Annotated in this window: 15 protein-coding genes and 3 pseudogenes; 13 read left to right on the top strand and 5 right to left on the bottom strand. The window is 65.2% G+C overall.

Annotated elements, in window-relative coordinates; genetic code table 11:
- Positions 1-206: 206 nt before the first annotated feature.
- On the top strand, positions 207-1,793 hold the full coding sequence (locus MICSW_RS02400; RefSeq protein WP_464496639.1) for an acyltransferase family protein: 1,587 nt from the start codon (positions 207-209) through the stop codon (positions 1,791-1,793).
- 71 nt (positions 1,794-1,864) lie between these two features.
- On the opposite strand, the pseudogene MICSW_RS02395 reads toward MICSW_RS02400, so the two are convergent.
- The 3 genes and pseudogenes from MICSW_RS02395 to MICSW_RS02385 all read right to left on the bottom strand — a co-directional run.
- A pseudogene (locus MICSW_RS02395) lies at positions 1,865-2,152 on the bottom strand (integrase core domain-containing protein); the annotation flags it as partial.
- A gap of 10 nt (positions 2,153-2,162) precedes the next feature.
- Positions 2,163-3,512 carry an IS30 family transposase gene (locus MICSW_RS02390; protein ID WP_464496638.1) on the bottom strand — a complete coding sequence of 450 codons (1,350 nt, stop codon included), beginning with the start codon at positions 3,510-3,512 and terminating at the stop codon, positions 2,163-2,165.
- Positions 3,513-3,655: 143 nt separating this feature from the next.
- A pseudogene (locus MICSW_RS02385) lies at positions 3,656-4,542 on the bottom strand (IS3 family transposase); the annotation flags it as partial.
- 42 nt (positions 4,543-4,584) lie between these two features.
- Here MICSW_RS02385 and MICSW_RS02380 point away from each other — a divergent pair.
- A complete protein-coding gene (locus MICSW_RS02380) occupies positions 4,585-5,172 on the top strand; it encodes an SGNH hydrolase domain-containing protein (protein ID WP_464496637.1) in 588 nt (195 codons plus the stop codon).
- Here the strand turns inward: MICSW_RS02380 and MICSW_RS02375 are convergent.
- Complete coding sequence (locus MICSW_RS02375; protein ID WP_464496636.1) at positions 5,169-5,708, bottom strand: hypothetical protein; 540 nt, start codon at positions 5,706-5,708, stop codon at positions 5,169-5,171. The genes MICSW_RS02380 and MICSW_RS02375 overlap by 4 nt on opposite strands.
- On the opposite strand from MICSW_RS02375, the pseudogene MICSW_RS02370 reads away from it, so the two are divergent.
- From MICSW_RS02370 to MICSW_RS02360, 3 genes and pseudogenes are all read left to right on the top strand, one after another.
- Positions 5,703-6,464: pseudogene (locus MICSW_RS02370) on the top strand (ISL3 family transposase); the annotation flags it as partial. The gene MICSW_RS02375 and the pseudogene MICSW_RS02370 overlap by 6 nt on opposite strands.
- A gap of 10 nt (positions 6,465-6,474) precedes the next feature.
- Entirely contained in the window at positions 6,475-7,107 is a 633-nt protein-coding gene (locus MICSW_RS02365; protein WP_464498476.1) for an IS3 family transposase, read from the top strand.
- Positions 7,108-7,416: 309 nt separating this feature from the next.
- Positions 7,417-8,982, top strand: a complete 1,566-nt coding sequence (locus tag MICSW_RS02360) for a sugar transferase (RefSeq protein ID WP_464496635.1) — start codon at positions 7,417-7,419, stop codon at positions 8,980-8,982.
- On the opposite strand, the gene MICSW_RS02355 is transcribed toward MICSW_RS02360, so the two are convergent.
- Entirely contained in the window at positions 8,976-9,470 is a 495-nt protein-coding gene (locus tag MICSW_RS02355) for a DUF4916 domain-containing protein (protein ID WP_464496634.1), read from the bottom strand. The genes MICSW_RS02360 and MICSW_RS02355 overlap by 7 nt on opposite strands.
- 149 nt (positions 9,471-9,619) lie before the next feature.
- Between MICSW_RS02355 and MICSW_RS02350 the strand changes: the two genes are divergently transcribed.
- From MICSW_RS02350 to MICSW_RS02315, 8 genes are all read left to right on the top strand, one after another.
- Positions 9,620-10,930, top strand: a complete 1,311-nt coding sequence (locus tag MICSW_RS02350; RefSeq protein WP_464496633.1) for a UDP-glucose dehydrogenase family protein — start codon at positions 9,620-9,622, stop codon at positions 10,928-10,930.
- Positions 10,931-11,052: 122 nt separating this feature from the next.
- On the top strand, positions 11,053-11,334 hold the full coding sequence (locus MICSW_RS02345) for a hypothetical protein (RefSeq protein WP_464496632.1): 282 nt from the start codon (positions 11,053-11,055) through the stop codon (positions 11,332-11,334).
- 140 nt (positions 11,335-11,474) lie between these two features.
- Positions 11,475-11,741, top strand: coding sequence for a type II toxin-antitoxin system Phd/YefM family antitoxin (locus MICSW_RS02340; RefSeq protein ID WP_292734294.1), 267 nt, complete (start codon positions 11,475-11,477; stop codon positions 11,739-11,741).
- Complete coding sequence (locus MICSW_RS02335) at positions 11,738-12,124, top strand: type II toxin-antitoxin system VapC family toxin (protein WP_464496631.1); 387 nt, start codon at positions 11,738-11,740, stop codon at positions 12,122-12,124. The genes MICSW_RS02340 and MICSW_RS02335 overlap by 4 nt, the downstream gene beginning before the upstream one ends.
- 119 nt (positions 12,125-12,243) lie before the next feature.
- The gene (locus tag MICSW_RS02330; protein ID WP_228177274.1) at positions 12,244-12,513 is read left to right on the top strand and encodes a heat shock factor-binding 1 family protein; all 270 of its coding nucleotides are present in this window, start codon (positions 12,244-12,246) and stop codon (positions 12,511-12,513) included.
- Between the two features lie 404 nt (positions 12,514-12,917).
- A complete protein-coding gene (locus MICSW_RS02325; RefSeq protein WP_464496630.1) occupies positions 12,918-14,366 on the top strand; it encodes an HNH endonuclease in 1,449 nt (482 codons plus the stop codon).
- Between the two features lie 282 nt (positions 14,367-14,648).
- The gene (locus tag MICSW_RS02320) at positions 14,649-14,972 is read left to right on the top strand and encodes a hypothetical protein (protein WP_347424684.1); all 324 of its coding nucleotides are present in this window, start codon (positions 14,649-14,651) and stop codon (positions 14,970-14,972) included.
- A gap of 146 nt (positions 14,973-15,118) precedes the next feature.
- Complete coding sequence (locus MICSW_RS02315) at positions 15,119-16,756, top strand: VWA domain-containing protein (RefSeq protein ID WP_464496629.1); 1,638 nt, start codon at positions 15,119-15,121, stop codon at positions 16,754-16,756.
- Positions 16,757-16,770 lie beyond the last annotated feature (14 nt).

Below are 16,770 nucleotides of genomic sequence, written 5' to 3'. Positions count from 1 at the left end.
CCCCGACCAACCTAACCGGCGGACTGGCTGGCGCGCAGCTCCACAGATTCCGACGATGTGATACCGGTAGTAGGGCCATTACATATGCCGCCTGGTCGGCCCAGATCGAGAGCGTGACAGGGTCGAACCCAAGTTCAACGGCGGTCTGCTTGGCCCGCCGCGGTAGCTGGAACCCTCTCTCTGGGGCAGCCGGGTTGTAGCCCCTCGTGACGCGCGCGTTACATGCCTTCTCTATGCTTCTCCCAGGGAGTAAGGGGTTCACCATGTCTGCTGGTGTCGCGGTAGCTCAGGACTACAAACGGGCAAGCAAGGTTCCTGCCGTCAAGAAGTCGTTCCGACCCGATGTCCAGGGGCTTCGGGCGATTGCTGTGGGCGCCGTGTTGCTCTACCACGCGGGGGCACCCTTCTTGCCGGGAGGCTTTGTCGGTGTCGACGTCTTCTTCGTAATCTCTGGGTTCCTCATCACGGGCATGCTTCTTCGCGAGAGCATCAGTCGAGGGAGAATCGATCTCGGCGACTTCTACGCTCGACGAATACGTCGCATCCTCCCTGCTGCGACGATCGTCCTTGTTGTGACGGCCATTGCGACGGTGATGATCCTGCCCCGTACCCGGTGGGAGTCCATCGGGTGGGAAGTCGTGGGCAGCGCCTTCTACTTCGTGAACTGGATCTTCGCAGCGAACGTCAACTACCTCAACGCGGAGGTCGCGCCGAGCCCACTTCAGCATTTCTGGACACTCGCCGTCGAGGAACAGTTCTACATCGTATGGCCGCTCCTACTCATCGCGCTCCTCTTCCTCGCAGCGCGCTTCAAGCGTGCGCGAGGAAGCAGGGCCCGCACGATTGAAGAGTCACGCGTGCGCCGTTACATCGAGCTGGGTATCCTCGTCCTCACGTTGCCCTCACTGGCGTACTCGGTGTTTCTTACCTTCGCTCAGCCTGGGCCCGCCTATTTCGTGACGACGACACGACTGTGGGAGCTCGGCATCGGGGCGTCAATCGCCGTGTTCGCGATCTACCTTGAACAAATCCCGCGCCTCCTTGGCTTCGTCCTCGGGTGGGCCGGGCTGACCGCGATCCTGGCCGCATGCGTGTTCTACAGCTCTGCCACGCCGTTCCCTGGGTTTGCTGCGCTCCTACCCACGCTCGGCGCAGCGGCCATCATCGTCGGCGGTATGGGTAGCCGGGATACCACAGGCGTAGGGGCGGTGCTCGGTCTAGGCTTCATGCGCTGGACCGGAGACATTTCCTATTCGTTGTACCTGTGGCATTGGCCGATGATCGTGATCGGCACCTACCTACTCGGTGGTTCGCTGGAATTCTGGCAAGGCCTCCTCATCGTCGGTTTAGCGTTCTTGCCTTCATGGATGAGCTACAAGTTCATCGAAAACCCGATTCGGGAATGGGACTTCATCAAAGCGAGCATCGCGAATTCCCTCACCTTCGGCGTCGTGCTCGCAGTGCTATCGGCGATATTCGGAATGGGTATTCTGCTCATCCCTCAGCCAGCACCGGTGACTGCATCGAAGTTCGTCTTGGACGGGACGTCGGAGGTTGGTCAACCTGCTCCGGTCGGCGCGGAGCTTCTCGCCGAAGACCCATCGGTCGGTGTACCCGTGGACACTGTGGCCGTGTTCGCGCCGTCCGCAGTAGCAGCGTCGAAGGACAACCCCGCGATCTACTCACAGGGCTGCCACCAGGAGGCAAATGAAACAAGTTTCGAAGCGTGTGTGTTTGGCGATCCGGCCTCAGATTTCACCGTCGCGCTCGTCGGGGACTCTCATGCCGCGTAGTGGGAGCCCGCTCTTGCGATTCTTGCCGAACTGGGCTGTGTCAAGCTTCGTAGACGATCTCTTTGTGGATTTCAGGCCGCGGTTGCGGTCTGGGCGTAGTAGGCGGCCCGGGTCTCGGCGGGGGTGCGGTAGCCGAGGGTGGAGTGCAGCCGGCGGCGGTTGTAGAACACCTCTATGTACTGCATCACGGCGAATCTCGCTCGCCGCCGGGTCGCGAAGGACTGCCGGTAGTACATCTCGTTCTTGAGCATCGAGAACCACGATTCGGCGACCGAGTTGTCCCAGCACACCCCGGTCCTTCCCACCGACAACCGCACCCCGAAACGGCCCGCGAGCTTGGCGTACTCGTCAGAGGTGTACTGCCTGGGTTCAACCGGTCGATGCAACACCAGGTTGTTGGAGTGAGCGTAGCTGCTCCTCGAATACCTCGGCGGGAGTGCGCCAGTCGAGGCTCTTGCGGGGCCTGTTGTTGAGCGCGAGGGCAACGGCTTCGAGGTCTTCGGCGGACCACCGTGAGAGGTCCGTGCCCTTCGGGAAGTACTGACGCAGCAGCCCGTTGGTGTTCTCGTTCGTCGGCCGCTGCCACGGCGAGTGAGGATCCGCGAAGAACACCTTCGTGCCCGTCTCAATCGTGAACTGAGCATGCACGGAGAGCTCCTTGCCGCGATCCCAGGTGAGCGTCTTGCGGAGCTGCTCGGGAAGCTTCGTCATCGACGCGATCAGCGCGGCGTTCATCGCAACGGCGCCGTAGCCGCCCAGCGCCGGGCCGTTCTTCACCGGCGGCGTCTCGCCGTAGCCTTCCAGCCGCGGCAGGTGGACCAGCAGGGTGGAACGGCTCTTGCGTTCGACGATCGTGCCGATCGCGGACCTGCCCGTGCCGATGATCAGATCACCTTCCCAATGCCCGGGGACGGCGCGGTCCGCAGCCTCCGCAGGGCGCTCGGAGAAAACGACATCCGCAGTGACATGCCCCTGCGGGCGGTTCTGCGCTCGAGCCCGCGGCCGGCGGAGCGCACGGCCGGTTCGCAGGCAGGTGACGAGCTCGCGTTTGAGCGCACCACGACCCTGGATGAACAGCGACTGGTAGATCGCCTCGTGGCTGATGCGCATGGACTCATCATCCGGGAAGTCGACCTTCAGCCGCTGCGAGATCTGCTCCGGACTCCACGCGGTCACCCATCGTCGGTCCTGCCGATGCGGCTTGTTCAGCCCCTTCCATGCCGGCGGCTCCGGCCCGACGACGATGCTGCCGTCCGGCCGGCGGACGTTGCCGGCAAGGCGCTCCTGGACGTACTCACGCAACCTGTCGTTGCTCGCGAGCCTCGCCGCCTTCGGACGCTTCGCCGCCTGCTGCGCCTTCCACTGCGCCACCAACGCCCGATACTCCGGCTTCCCGCCGCGGGTGGCGGCGTTGCGGCGCAACTCGCGCGAGATCGTCCCGGGGTCGCGGCCGATCCTGCGCGCGATCTCACGCACCCCGACCTGCTTGGCGCGTAGCAGCGCGATCTCCTCGCGCTCCTCGAAGGACAGGTAACGGCCGGAGGGTTCGGTCAGGGAGATCGGTGGCATGCCGCCAGCGTGACGAAACCAACGGCTCCCGACAGGCACAGACACGCCCACCTTCAGTGCCGCCTCGGCCGAGTTGATGCCCGTCGCGATCAGACGCCAGAACTGCCGCTGAACCGCCCGCGAGGGCTCCGGCCGCCCAGGCGAGCGCATCGGCGGCCGCAACGCCCTGTCCGCACGCCACTGGCGTCGAGCCCCTTCCGGAACCTCGCTCGTCTTCGCAGACCAGTACTTCGTCGCCACTGCTGAACACCTCCACGATCGAGGTGTTGCGACGACCGGTTGAATCCGCCCTGGCTTCCGCGGTCCGAGTGGAACAGAGCGCCCGACTCGATGCGCCCGTGGGTATGGGCCATCGTGAGGGCGTCGCCGATCAGCTCGGTGCGCATGTGCTCAGCCATCGACCAGCCCACGACCTCACGGTTGAACAGGTCGATCACCGTCGCCAGATACAGCCACCCTTCCCCGGTGCGCAGGTAGGTGATGTCGCCGACGAAGCGGACCCCGGGCCGGTCGGCGGTGAAGTCCCGCTTGAGCAGATCGGGGCGGGTCACCACGTCGTCGGCGGGGATCGTGGTGCGCTTCTTGGAGCGGGGCTGGATCCCGAAGATCCCCGCCTCCCGCATGATCTTGCGGACCAGACCCTCCGACGCGGCGATCCCGCGGCGAGACAATTCGGCGAGCACCCGCCGGAACCCGTTCACCCCGTGCGAGTCGTCGTGGATCTGCGTGATCACACCAGACAGCCACACCCTCCGCGCCGTGGTCGGCGGGATCGTGTCCCGCCGCTTCGCCCACGCGTAGTAGCCGGCGCGTGAGACGCTGAGCAGGCGCGCCATCAGCTCGATCGTGAAGGTGGCCTTCTCCGCGTGCATCAGCGTGAACTTCTCGCTCACCGCTGCTCCTTCGCGAAGAAGGCCGCGGCTTTTTTCAAGAACGCGTTCTCCTCCGCGAGCCGCCGGTTCTCCGCTTCCAACCGTGCGATCCGCGCGGCCTCCACCGGTGGCGGCGCCGTCTCCGGGTCGGGGTGCTGGGCCCGATACGCCTTCACCCAGTACCCGAGCGAGCTCTCGTTGATCTCCAACTCCCGCGCGACCTGCGCGATCGGGCGGCCGCCCTGCACGACGAGCTGGACCGCGTCGGCCTTGAACTCCTCAGTGAACTTCCTGCGATTCGTAGACATCTCTGCCTGTCGTTCCTTCCTGGTAACGACCGTCTACAAGAAGTGTCACACCCCAAACGCAACGGTTGGCGCCTTGAAACCTACACGAAGTCAAACTGCCCGCTCCTATCCGCACCAAACGTGCTTAACGGCGCGCCGTATCAGGAATGCTACGAGTGGGGGCAGACCGGGCTTGCCCAGTTGACCGGTCCGCAAAGACCTGACTTCGTCATCCTTAGCGGGGCTGCCCACAGCGCGGCCGACGGTGATATCACCGACGCGTACGAGGGTGCGTGGAGCGAGCTGCGGGCTGCCGGCGTACCACTCGCGTTTATTCTGGACACCCCGCGCCCCGGCATAGATGTCCCCGAGTGCGTCGCAGCGAACCCTGAAGTGCTCACGAGGTGCGCCGTCGACCGCTCCGATGCACTGTCCTCGAATGGAAGCGAGAAGCAGAGAGCCGCCGCAACCGCGCTCGGTGTCCAAACTGTCGATCTCAACGAGTGGATCTGCCCCGAGGCTCAGTGCGCCGCGGTGATTGGGAACGTTCTCGTGTACCGAGACTCCAACCACATCACCGCAACCTACTCGAGATCCCTGACTGAACAGCTCGAGAAGGCGCTCGGTGGAATCGGAATACCACCTTCCTAGGCACCGTTTCGAACATCAACCTTGTCGGCCACAGCGGCCGGGGTCGTGATCCTGCCGGAAGGCGTCCAGGGCATCGCATCGAGAACAACTCGGCGCTGTACTGCAGTGGACGCGTCGCGGATTACAAGCTGTTGGCCCAACTCTTTCGACTCGTCGGGATCAATGTAGCCACGAATCGACATGTCTTTCACGCCGTCAACGAAGATCAAGTCTCCCCAGTAATTCACGGCGTGCATCTGGTCGAAGGATAGCCCCGCGGGAATCATGCCCTCATTAGGCGTGATCCCGTCTGCCTCCATGCCACGGGAAATACGAATACCGGCTCTGCCGACCGGCACAGAATTCACTCTCAGGCGATCAACCGAGACGCCGGAAACCAGCCCCTCGATGCGCAACAGGTCATCGTCGAAGTCAAAGTGGCTCTTCGCAGTTGAGGGTGTAGTGGAGGGTCGGCGGCTGGTTCGCGGATAGAGGTCGAGGTCTTCCAGGATGGAAGTTCTCACACTGACCATCCGCCGGAAGACCTCGACGTGCACCACTCTACGTTCGCGACCCCTGACCTGACCACGTTCTGCCGCCTCGATGAACTCGGCCTCGAAGTCGTTGGCCAGTTGCTCGAACCCGCCCGTGCGGTGCTGGAGTGCCGGGTCGTTGACGACGACCCGTGGTGCCGGAAGTGCGGCGTTGAGGGCGTACCGAGAGACACGGTCACGCGTCCGCTCGCGCATGAGCCGTTCGGGCACCGGCCGACGACGCTGCTGGTTCGGGTGCGCCGCTACCGGTGCGATCACTGCCGACACACCTGGCGGCAGGACACGACGAAGGCGGCACCGCCGCGGGCGAAGATCTCCCACGGCGGGCTCGAGTGGGCGCTGAGGGCGATCGTGGTCGACCACCTCACCGTCTCCCGCGCCGCAGCAGGACTTGGGGTGTCCTGGCACGCAGCGAACACCGCGATCCTCGCCGAGGGCAAGCGGCGGCTGGTCGACGATCCGGCCAGGTTCGACGGGGTCACCACGATCGGAGTCGACGAGCATGTCTGGCGTCACACCCGGTTCGGTGAGAAGTTCGTGACCGTGATCATCGACCTCACCCCGGTGCGCGAGAAAACAGGCCCGGCCAGGCTGTTGGACATGGTCGAGGGCCGCTCCAAGGCGGTATTCAAGCAGTGGCTTACTGAACGGCCTGCGGACTGGTCGAAGCAGATCGAGGTCGTCGCGATGGACGGGTTCAGCGGGTTCAAGACCGCAGCGGCGGAGGAACTGCCCGACGCGGTCCCGGTGATGGACCCGGGCGCCGCGGATCCACGCGGACCTGCAGGACGCCGGTGTCCCGGTGTCGCGGAAGACGGTCGCGAAGCTGATGCAGGCCGACGGGATCACCGGGATCAGTCCCCGCACTTGGCACCCGCCGACCACCGTCCGCGGAGAGGACCCGTTCCCCGTCCCCGACCTCGTCAAGCGGCAGTTCGATCAAGGCGACCGGGACCTCGCGTGGTTCTCGGACATCACGTATCTGCATACCGGTGAGGGGTGGGCGTATCTGTGCGTCGTGCGGGACGGTCACACCCGCCGGGTGCTCGGCCGCACCGTCGCCGACACTCTGCACACCGACCTCGTCGAGGACGCTCTCCGGCAAGCGGTCGCTCTCCGCGGCGCGCTGCCACGGAAGGTCGTGTTCCACGCGGACAGGGGCACCCAATACACCAGCGGCCAGCTCGCGAAGGCGGCGACCGAGCTCGGGGTGCTGCGGTCGATGGGCCGCACCGGGGTGTGCTGGGACAATGCCGCCGCGGAATCGTTCTGGTCCACCTTCAAGAACGAGTACTACCACCGGCACACCTTCGCCACCATCGCCGCGGCGCGTACGCCTGGATCGACGGGTGGTACAACGCTCGCCGCCGCCACTCCGGCATCGGATACATCAGCCCACTAGAGTACGAACGCCGCCAGCTCGCGCTGGCAGCCTGACCAACCAACCACCTGTCCGGGATTCGGGGTCAGCCTCAGGCTCCCGATCCTGGAGACGAGGATGGAAGTTGCACCAAAGAAACTGGTGAACGGGAAACCCAGGATGCGTCGATGCGCGAACCATGCGGAGACAGCGATCAAGATGGTGAGAGCGCCGAGCACCTAGCTACTTTCGGCCTACATCGGACTCCGGTTGGCTACTCGACAACTAGACGAAACACGGGAGTGGTATCTTCAGCCCGGGTGGAATCGGGACCACGACGAAGGGCACTCTGTGACGGCTGACGTTCAGCACGGCACGAATGCGACGGAGCATCGCGCGCGAGGCGAAAAGGATCCAACACCGCCGTTCACGGTGACCACCTCGACTGGCTCGGTCGTTGTGCCGGCAAAGCGTGCCGATGCGCGGTGGCAGCTGCTCTTCAGCCGGCGCCTATGGATTAGCGATGCAGTCGTGCTCATCTGGGTCGTGTTCGGCACTCAGATCTTCTGGTTCGGCACAGGAAACGCAGAGCTTTCGCTCTTGCAAGATCACCGCTTCAGCGACGTCTCGTACTGGGCTTTATCGGCGATTCTCGTGGTGGTGTGGTTCTGGGCGCTCTCGCTAGCCGACTCCCGAAGCCACCGCGTTATCGGCGCCGGGAGTGCAGAGTACATCCGGATCGTGGATTCGAGCGTCCGGTTGTTCGGTGTCATCGCGATCATCGCGTTTCTCTTTCAGATCAATATCGCGCGCGGCTTCCTCTTGATCAGTCTGCCCCTCGGCGTCGCCGTGCTCATTCTCGTGAGATGGCTGTGGCGGCAGTGGCTGATTGCCAAGCGCCGCAGCGGCTCCTACATGCACCGCGTGCTTCTGGTCGGGTCAGAGAGCTCGGTGGCGCAGATCGCGCACGAGCTGCAGCGAACGCCCCGCGCAGGCTACCTCGTAGCCGGGGCGTGCGTGCCGAGCGGCAAGGTCGGTGACACCATCTCGGGAACCACTATTCCGGTCATGGGCAATGTCAATTCCGTGGAAAGGGCTCTGCTGGCAACCGGAGCCGACACCGTTGCGGTGACGAGTGCCGACGACCTTCCACCTGCGAAGGTCAAGCAGATCTCTTGGGGTCTCGAGGCCGGCAAACAGCACCTTGTGATCGCACCCAGCATCGCCGACATCGCCGGTCCGCGCATCCATATTCGCCCTGTCTCGGGCCTCCCGTTGATTCACGTCGAGACGCCCCGGTTCTCACTCGGTCAGCGGGTAACGAAGCGCGTGTTCGACCTCGTTGCATCGGTGCTGGGCGTCATAGTCGTCAGCCCCGTCCTGCTTCTGCTGACGGTTGCGATCATGCTGACATCGACCGGACCAGTGCTGTTCCGACAGGAGCGCGTCGGACGCGGCGGTAAGACGTTCAAGATGATCAAGTTCCGCTCGATGGTGCCGAACGCCGAAGAGCTGCTTGAGAGGCTGCTGCAAGAGCAGCGCGACTCGGGCAATGAGGTGCTGTTCAAGATGAAGAACGATCCGCGCGTGACCCGCGTCGGGCGCTTCATGCGTAAATACAGCCTCGACGAGCTGCCGCAGCTGTTCAACGTGATCGGTGGGTCAATGTCGCTGGTCGGCCCGCGTCCGCCGCTGCCCCGCGAAGTCGAGCAGTACGCCGAGCACGTACACCGCCGCTTCTTGATGAAGCCGGGCATCACCGGCCTCTGGCAAGTCAGTGGTCGTTCCTCTCTGTCGTGGGACGAAAGCGTGCGCCTTGACCTTTCCTATGTCGAGAACTGGACGCTCGTCGGCGACCTCACGATCCTCCTGAAGACGGCCCGCGCCGCGTTGGCACCGGGCGAGACCGCTCACTGACGCGGGGTGATTCCGAGCTTCGCGAAAAGGTGCTCGCAGCCGGGCCAGAGGTCTTCGGGAACGCTCGCGCCGGTGAACCAGGCGAAGTCGATGGCCTCGTTTCGCGGGGTCGGATCACCGACGAGAGTCGCAAGAAACGCCATGCCGATCGAGTGCTTGCGTTCGTCGAGCCCATAGGGCGTGCCGTCGGTCGGGGCATCCGCTGCCGGGAACCACTGAAACGTGTAGACCGGCTGCGGATCGAGCGGGAGATCCAGCTGGACTCCGAGCGTGTCATCGGCATGGCGTTGGAGGGCTTGAGCCATCGTCTCTCCGCGCTGAATGCGGCCACCCAAGTGACACCAGACCTCACCATAGGGCGAGTGACGCCGAATCAGGCCGTACTCGGGCGTCCCGTCGGGCGCAGTCCGGACCGCGACGAAATCGACGCATGCGATCGGCATCGACTCCTCGATCTGGCGGTAGAGGTCGTCGGGAAGATGGGCCATATTTCCATTGTCTCGGGTACAAAGGTGTCGCCTGTCCCGCGATGTCGCTGATCGCGAGGCAGCATCACGTGCAACGGCATTCGCGCCCTGGATCAGGCCCGATGTCTGCACGTCACTTCCACGTCACAAGCGCCCCCTAGGCTATGCCCGTGAAGCTTTCTGTTATCGGATGCGGGTACCTCGGAGCAGTCCACGCGGCGGCCATGGCCTCGATCGGACACGAGGTTGTCGGTATCGACGTCGACCAGCGCAAGATCGACGCCCTTTCGAAAGGCGAGGCTCCGTTTTTCGAGCCTGGGCTTCCCGAGATCCTTGCCGAGGGTGTGGCATCCGGTCGTCTGCGGTTCACGACCGACATGAGCGAAGCGCGCGGCGCGAAGGTGCACTTCGTCGGGGTTGGCACGCCGCAGCAGAAGGACGGATACGGCGCGGACCTCACCTATGTGAACGCCGCAGTCGACGGGCTGCTCCCCTACCTTTCTGAGGGCGACATCGTCGCGGGCAAGTCGACTGTTCCCGTCGGCACGGCAGCTGAGCTCACTCCGCGCGTTGAGGCCGCGGGCGCGACGCTCGTATGGAACCCCGAGTTCCTGCGCGAAGGGTGGGCCGTGCAAGACACGATCGATCCTGACCGACTCGTCGTCGGTGTACCGTCAACAGATGCCGGTGCCGCTGCGGTCGACATCCTCAAAGAGGTGTACGCGCCGCCGGTCGCCAAGGGGACGCCCTTCATCGTCACCGACCTCGCCACCGCCGAGCTCGTGAAGGTGTCGGCCAACGCGTTCCTTGCGACCAAGATCTCATTCATCAACGCGATGGCCGAGATCGCCGAGGTCGTCGGCGCCGACGTCACCCAACTCGCTGACGCGATCGGCCACGATGCGCGCATCGGGCGCAAGTTCCTCGGCGCCGGAATCGGTTTCGGTGGCGGATGCCTCCCCAAAGACATCCGTGCCTTCTCGGCCCGTGCCGAAGAACTCGGCCGCGGCGAGTCTGTCACGTTCCTGCGCCAGATCGACGAGATCAACATGCGTCGCCGCGACCGCGCCGTGCAGCTCGTGGTCGACGGGCTCGGTGGATCCGTGTTCAAGAAGAACGTCACCGTGCTCGGTGCCGCGTTCAAGCCGCACAGCGACGACATCCGCGACTCCCCCGCCCTCGACGTCGCCGTGCGCCTGCACGGCCTGGGCGCGTGGGTGACGGTCACCGACCCCGAGGCGATCGCGAACGCTCAGGCGAAGCATCCGCAGCTGAACTACGTCGCCGACCGCGACGAAGCGTTGCGCTCGGCGGACGCCGTGGTTGTCGTGACCGAGTGGGACGAATACCGCCGGCAGATGTCACCCGAGCACGTCTCGGCCCTCACCGACGGGCGGGTCATCGTCGACGGACGCAACTGCCTGGATGCCGACGCCTGGCGCGCCGCCGGCTGGACCTACTACGGCATGGGACGCCCGTAGGTCAGATTCCTCCACAGCACACCGCGGGGCCCGACTGTGCACGACTGTGACCCGCGCCACCGCCTAGACGGTTCGTCCTCGCATCCTGGGCGAAAGTGCCGCACACTGAGAGGGTGACCGTCATGACCGAACCGCAGAGCTGGGCGCTCATCGGAGCGTTCACCACGATCATGCTCGGCGGCATGACAATCATGACCACACTGCTGATGCGCACCGTGACGGCATCCGTCAATGGGCTCCGCGGAGAGATGACCGGACTGCGCGGCGAGATGAACGGTCGCTTCGATGGGATTCGCGGCGAGATGAACGCCCGATTCGACGCGATGGGCACCCGCATCGACCACCTCGACCGCAACATCTCCGCCCTCAGCCGCCGCGTCTGGGGCGAACCCTCCGGGGAGTGACTCGAAGGTTCTGGCTGTCACGCGTCGCGAAGCGAGTCGTCGTCCAGAGCCTGAGCCATCGTTTCGGGCCAGCGCACGTGCCGAACACCGGGTCCACTCGCCGGTGTTCTCCTGTGCTACAGCGCGCTACACTGCTCGCCATGGACACCGTGAGCCACCGGGAGCTGCGCAACCGCAGCGGCGAGATCCTGCGCCGGGTTGAAGCCGGCGAGACCGTACAGATCAGCAACCGGGGCAAGGTGATTGCACTCTTGACTCCCCTTGCCTCCCGGGGCCTCGAAGCCCTCGTTTCTGAGGGGGGTGCGAGGCGAGCTACCGCACCGGTATCGACGCTCTCCGGCATCCGTAGAGCCGCGTCTGCGCGGGATACAACCGAGATCATCCGCGACACCCGGGGCAGCTGGTGACCGTCACCTACCTCGACACCTCAGCCGCGATGAAGCTGCTCGTCGACGAGGCAGAATCCGACGCACTCCTCCACGAACTGACCACCACAGCGCGCGATCTGGTCGCCTCATGGCTCCTGCACGCCGAGTTGCACTGCGCTGCCGGACGAAACCCCAGCCTGATCGAATCTGACGCCATCACCACTGTGCTCGACGCAGTGACGCTGATCGACGTCACGCGCGGTGACCTTCTCTCAGCGGGGACGCATGCACCGTTGCGCCCGAACGACGCGATTCACCTAGCGACTGCTCTTCGCGTGGGCGTCGACGAGGTGCTCACCTACGACGGGGAGCTTTCGGCCGCAGCCAAGCGGTCGGGGCTGCGCGTGCTCGCACCGGCCTAGAGCCGCACTTCCGCTCCCCAGGCGATTCTCGCGCGGCGACGTCTGCCAGGTGCGGCACCATTCGTCCGCGCGAGGGCGAAGCGATGGCATCCTGAATCGCGATACCGCACACTAGGAGGGTGACCATCGTGACCGAACCGCAGAGCTGGGTGCTCATCGGCATCTTCGCGACCATCATGCTCGGCGGGCTCACGCTGTCTACGAACCTCATCATGCGCACAGTGACCGCCAGCATCTCGGGCGTCGAGGGCCGGCTCGAGGGGAAGATCGATGGCCTTCGTGCTGAGATGAACGCCCGCTTCGACGCGATGGGAACCCGCATCGACCACCTCGACCGCGACATCTCCGCCCTCAGCCGCCGCGTCTGGGGCGAGCCCTCCGGCGAGTAGGCATCCGTCGCGATCCACCACGGGGCGCGTCGGTCAGAGATTCGAAGCGGCCGTCCACGCCGTCAAGGAGGTGCTCGCGGGCCGTTGCACCAACGACGCTCTGGGCGACGGGGCGCAAGCTGTCGTGAGGGCAACATGTGCGGAGCGGAGCGGGTCGAGCAGGCAATCGCAGGCCTCGATGTCACCGACGCACTCGATCGGCTCGCGACGAATGTCCGTGAGCGTGCCCCTTCACGCCACGGGAGTTCACGGACTGACGAAGCCGGGATCCAATATTCGTATTTTTGTTCTATTGAGCTTCGAGTCGAACCATCGTGCACTCGCATGTAGATCAATTTCCGCGGGTTTTCCACAGGCGCACCCCTCTGGGACTCAATGTCGGAGGGTGATGTCATCATTAGTACATGCATTCGAACGGAGTCATCGAGTTCAGCGAGGCGCAGACCGCCGAGCTGACCTCGATCGTCGCCGCCGTTCAGCAGGCGGATGCGGCGCTTGCCGCCGCCGAAGCCGCCCGCATCCGCGCTCTCGCTCGCGCGGGCGAACTGGCGCGCGAACTCGCGGCGGGCAAGCCGTCCCGGGTGCGCGAGCACGACATGGCGCTACGCAGCATCGCCGCCACGATCGGAGTGCCGGCGCGCGTGTCCGATCGGTCGATGCAACGCCAGATCGGCGACGCTGAACGGCTCGCCGAACGCTACCCCGGCACCCTCGAAGCCCGCGCTCAGGGTGAGATCACCCGCCAGCACGTCTATGCGATTCAGGATGCTGCCGCCGACCTCCCCGATGAAGTCATCCCCGCCTTCGAAGCCGAGGCACTCGATCGGTGCCGGCGCGACACCGTCGGTCGGGTGAAAGCTGAGCTCGAAATCCTCGCCCAGCGGATGCATCCCCGCAGCTTCGTCGAACGACACGCCTCCGCGCGCGAACGCCGCGACATCACCACCCGCGCGCTGCCCGACGGGATGTCATCGCTACTCCTGGTCGCGCCCACCCCGGTCATCGCGGGCATCGACGACCGCATGAACCAGATGGCCACCGTTGTCATCGACGTGCGCAACGCCGCGAAGGCTGCAGTCGGTTCTCCGGCAGACGATGACGCCCGAATCCCGGCTGACATCCTCGCCACCGACATCCGCTCCCGGGCTCAGATCCGCGCCGATATCGCCGCCGACATCCTTCTCACCGGATCCCCCTTCGCCGACCCCACCGTCACCGGCGACGGACCCGGCACACTCGGCGCGATCCGCGCGAAGATCCAGGTCGTCGTTCCAGCCCTCAGCCTCCTCAAGCCCGACGGCGACGAGAACGGCCACGCAGAGCCCGCCGACCTCGTCGGCTACTCCCCCATCGACGCCGAAACCGCCCGCGCCATCGCCGAAGCCTGCGACACGTGGTGGGAACGCCTCGTCACCCACCCCGTCACCGGTCAGGTGCTCCACACCAACGGCTACCAGCGCACCGCCGCGATCGACCGCCACCTGAGGGCCCGCGACCGCCACTGCCGGTTCCCCGGATGCCGCCTCCCCGCCATCCGCTGCGAAGTCGACCACACGATCGATCACGCGCTCGGCGGCAAAACGGATGTCTGCAACCTCGCCCACCTCTGTCAAAGACATCACTCGATGAAACAGTTCGCCGGCTGGAAAGTCAGGCAACTCGAGGGCGGCATCCTCGAATGGACCTCACCGGTCGGAACCACCTACACCGACTATCCACCCACGCCAGGGGTGCACTTCACCCCCGATCGATACGATCCCGACGATCCCCGACCCGCGGATGCCGCATCCACCGCCACCGCCGAGTCAGGCGACGCTACCGACGCGACCGACGCTACCGACGCGCCGTTCTAAGGCGCACCTCACCATCCGGACACACCGCGCTGCCCACCCGGCGTACCGCCCCCTCCGAGCGCCACGTGCCGACGCGCCGCGCCCGCACCCCGCCCTGCCCACCCGGCGCACGTGCCCGGAAGCCCCCGTCCTTGCGCTGTACTGAGGCCCGGTCCCACTCACCCCGCGCACCGCTCCTCCCCAGCGCCGCCCAGTTCGCCGAACAGTCCCAGGCCGCCCGCGCCAGCGATCGGCGGCGCGAGAACCTTGGCATCCTGAAGTGACCTGCCGCACACTGGAAAGGTGACCACCGTGACCGAACCACAGAGCTGGGTGCTCATCGGCCTCTTCGCCACGCTCATGCTCGGCGGCATGACCGTCATGACAACCCTCCTCACCCGCACCATGACCGCATCCATCAACGGACTACGCGGCGAGATGAACGGCCGCTTCGACGGACTCCGCGGCGAAATGGATGCATCGATCAGCGGACTGCGCGCAGAAATGAACGGACTCCGCGGCGAGATGAACGCCCGGTTCGATGCGATGGGCACCCGCATCGACCATCTCGACAAAGACATCGCCGCACTCAGCCGCCGCGTCTGGGGCGAACCCTCGGGCGAGTGACCCCGAAGCCTCCACGTCACAGTCTGTCCTTCGACGACCGCAGGGTCACCCCAGCGCACCCACAACGGCCGGCATCTCGCCACTCGAAGACGTTCTCGTGGCGCGCAATAGCGTCGACGCCGTAACCTACCCGAGGGGGTATCTGGATGGCTCGAAGCGGCACCAAGATCGACCGCGGTCAGTGGGTAGCGAAGCTTGGGATGCTCACCGGCGCCGCTCTGCTGGCCGCGGGACTGCTCACAGCACCACCGGCACAGGCCACAACCGACGACGGCATCCCGCCGACGGTGATCATCCTCGACGCTTCCGGTTCGATGATCCGCGAAACCTCGCCGGGGGTCACACGGATGGATGTCGCCAAGCAAGCCACCATCGCGGCCCTGGAGGCCCTCCCCCAGAACGCAGAAGTCGGCCTCCTCGTCTTCGGGACAGGCACAGGCAACTCGGATGCCGAGCGCGCATCGGGGTGCCAAGATGTCAAGACCCTCTCTTCCCTTCAGCCGATGGACCTCGGCTCGCTCCGGGCGTCCGTCAACGGCGTCACCCAATCCGGTTTCACCCCTATCGGGCCGGCATTGGGTGTTGCGATGTCGATGCTCCCACCCGGCCAACCCGGAAATATCGTGCTGATCTCCGACGGCGTCGACACGTGCGCACCACCGACCTCGTGCGACGTCGCAGCCGACCTGCACCGCGAGAATCCGCTTGTGAACATCAACGTCGTGGCATTCGGCGTCGACCAAGACGAAGAGGCGCAGCAGCAGATGACGTGCATCGGCGGCGTCGGAGGCGGAACAGCGGTCGCTGCATCCAACCCTGACGAACTCTTCGCCCGACTGAAAGCGGCAACCCTCAACGACGCGACAGTGCTCAGCGCGCGCGGATTCCACGGCGTGCAGCTGGGCATGACCTTCTCGGAAGTCCGCAGCAACGTCGACGACATCCGAATCATCGAGTCCACGCTGCGTAACGGCGTGCGAATCATCGTGATCGACTGCGGGTGGGGAACTGTCGAGCTCCACGATGATCGGGTCTACGCGATCACCCCCGCCGATGAGACAACAGTCACCGCGGAACGCTTCGGCCCGGGAAGCTCACGTGCATCCCTCGAAGCAACCTATGGCGCTCCCGTCGCAAGCGACGATGAAGCGCCGGGCACAGCCATCTATCGAGCCCAGCCGGGCAGCCCGGTCGGCTACCGGGTCACATACGATCCCACGACCGACACGGTGCGAACCATCGTCGTCTGCCGATGCATCATCGGGTCATCCTCGGTGATCGACGCCGGCCTGTGGCAGATCGACTTCGACGGCATCGGCCCGCTCACCCTCGGCATGACCGAATCCGAAGCGTCCGCCGCGGCGCCCGACCTCACGAAGATCCGAGACGGCGAGTGGCAAATCCTCGAGATCGGACTGTCAGCCGTCTTCCACGACGGCACGCTGTGGTCGATCTCCGTGTCACGGGCCCCGTCCAGCTTCGGAGAGAGCATTTCGGGCGCGTTCCTCCCCAACGCCCGCGGCATCCGCCTCGGCAACCTCAGCGGAAACCTCGGAGCCGTGTTCCCCGGCGGGATGTACCGGTCGTACGTCGTCGCAGGCTGGACCCAGTACCTGATCACCGATCGCTCCGGGCATCTCATCACGTTCACCGCCGACGGTGCCTCCGTCTACGGTGACGAATCGATTGAGAACACGATGCCGGGCCTTGAACTCACCGGCGTCACGGTCGAGGATGCCGCTCGCACCCTCTCCGCGGCTACCCACGCCGAGATCTTCGGCTGATCAGCGTAGCGCCG

The sequence above is a fragment of the Microbacterium sp. SW12 genome (genome assembly GCF_055391095.1).
The sequence above is the reverse complement of the archived record's forward strand: the minus strand, read 5'-3'. Positions and strand labels throughout refer to the sequence as shown.

Coding starts and splice junctions, on each gene's coding strand:
- MICSW_RS02340 (WP_292734294.1), top strand. CDS start 11,475: ATGGACACCGTGAGCCACCGGGAGCTGCGCAACCGCAGCGGCGAGATC.
- MICSW_RS02345 (WP_464496632.1), top strand. CDS start 11,053: ATGACCGAACCGCAGAGCTGGGCGCTCATCGGAGCGTTCACCACGATC.
- MICSW_RS02390 (WP_464496638.1), bottom strand. CDS start 3,512: ATGCGCTCGCCTGGGCGGCCGGAGCCCTCGCGGGCGGTTCAGCGGCAG.
- MICSW_RS02325 (WP_464496630.1), top strand. CDS start 12,918: ATGCATTCGAACGGAGTCATCGAGTTCAGCGAGGCGCAGACCGCCGAG.
- MICSW_RS02315 (WP_464496629.1), top strand. CDS start 15,119: ATGGCTCGAAGCGGCACCAAGATCGACCGCGGTCAGTGGGTAGCGAAG.
- MICSW_RS02355 (WP_464496634.1), bottom strand. CDS start 9,470: ATGGCCCATCTTCCCGACGACCTCTACCGCCAGATCGAGGAGTCGATG.